The organism is Mesorhizobium sp. LEGMi-168a (assembly GCF_058312955.1).
The window spans coordinates 1-1,097 of the sequence record NZ_JBZEGV010000138.1; the positions used below are offsets into that span (position 1 = coordinate 1).

The following is a 1,097-nucleotide window of genomic DNA, read 5'->3' on the forward strand; positions in this document are numbered from 1 at the left end:
GCGCTTCCTCGAAACCGACTGGAGCAGCGGCGGCGGCATTGCGCTCAAGGCCGGCAGCTCGGCCAGCCATGTCGCCATGCTGGCGCGCTCGCGCGGAGTGCCGATGGTGGTGGGGCTTGGCGCCTTGGCGGCTAAACCGGCGGGGGTTGCGCTGCTCGACGGCGGAACTCGAAACCTTCCGGCAGTCCTTCTCCTCCTTCGCAGCGCGCCAGGGCAAGGCGCAGACCTTTCTCGCCCAACCGGCGATGACCAAGGCCGGCACTGCCGTGCGGGTGCAGGTGAACATTGCCTATCCTTCCGATGTCGACGGCATCGACATCGATACCTGCGACGGTGTCGGCCTGATGCGGACCGAGTTCCTGTTCGGCAGGACGCTGCCGGACGAGGAAACGCAGTACCAAGCCTATCGCAAGGTGCTGGAGTGGGCCGGAGAAAAACCGGTGACCATCCGCACCGTCGATGCCGGCGGCGACAAGCCGGTTCCCGGGTTCACCGTCGAGGAGACCAATCCCTTCCTCGGCCTGCGCGGCATAAGGCTATCGCTGGCGCGGCGCGACATCTTCCGGGTGCAAATCCGGGCATTGCTGCGCGCCGCGGTACACGGCAATCTGAAGGTGATGTTTCCGATGATCGCCACCGCCGAAGAGTATGCCGAAGCCGCCGCGCTGTTCGCCGAAGAGCAGACGGCGCTTGCCGCGCGCGGTGTTGCGCACAAGCCGCCGCCGCTCGGCATCATGGTCGAGGTGCCGTCTGTCGCCATCGCGCCGGAAGCCTTCGCCGGCGTCGCCTTTTTCTCGATCGGCTCCAACGATCTGACGCAATATGTAATGGCGGCAGCACGCGACAATACGGCAGTCGCGCATCTCAATTCGGTCCGTCACCCGGCCGTCCTGCGGCTGATCGCTTCGGTCGCCGCCTTTGGACAGGAGAAAGGGATTCCGGTCAGCCTTTGCGGCGATGCGGGCGGCGATCCGGCCGCCATTCCGGCGCTGCTCGGGGCCGGCCTGCGCGATCTTTCGGTCGCGCCGGCGCAGCTTGCCATGGCCAAGGCGGCCATCGCGGACGTCTCGGTGTAAGCGCGGCATGGCCAAGGCAGC

1 pseudogene is annotated in these 1,097 nt (G+C 66.8%); it reads left to right on the forward strand.

The window, feature by feature from the left end:
• Positions 1 to 1,076, forward strand: a pseudogene (locus tag AC4FWB_RS34455) (putative PEP-binding protein); the annotation flags it as partial.
• Positions 1,077 to 1,097: the final 21 nt, after the last annotated feature.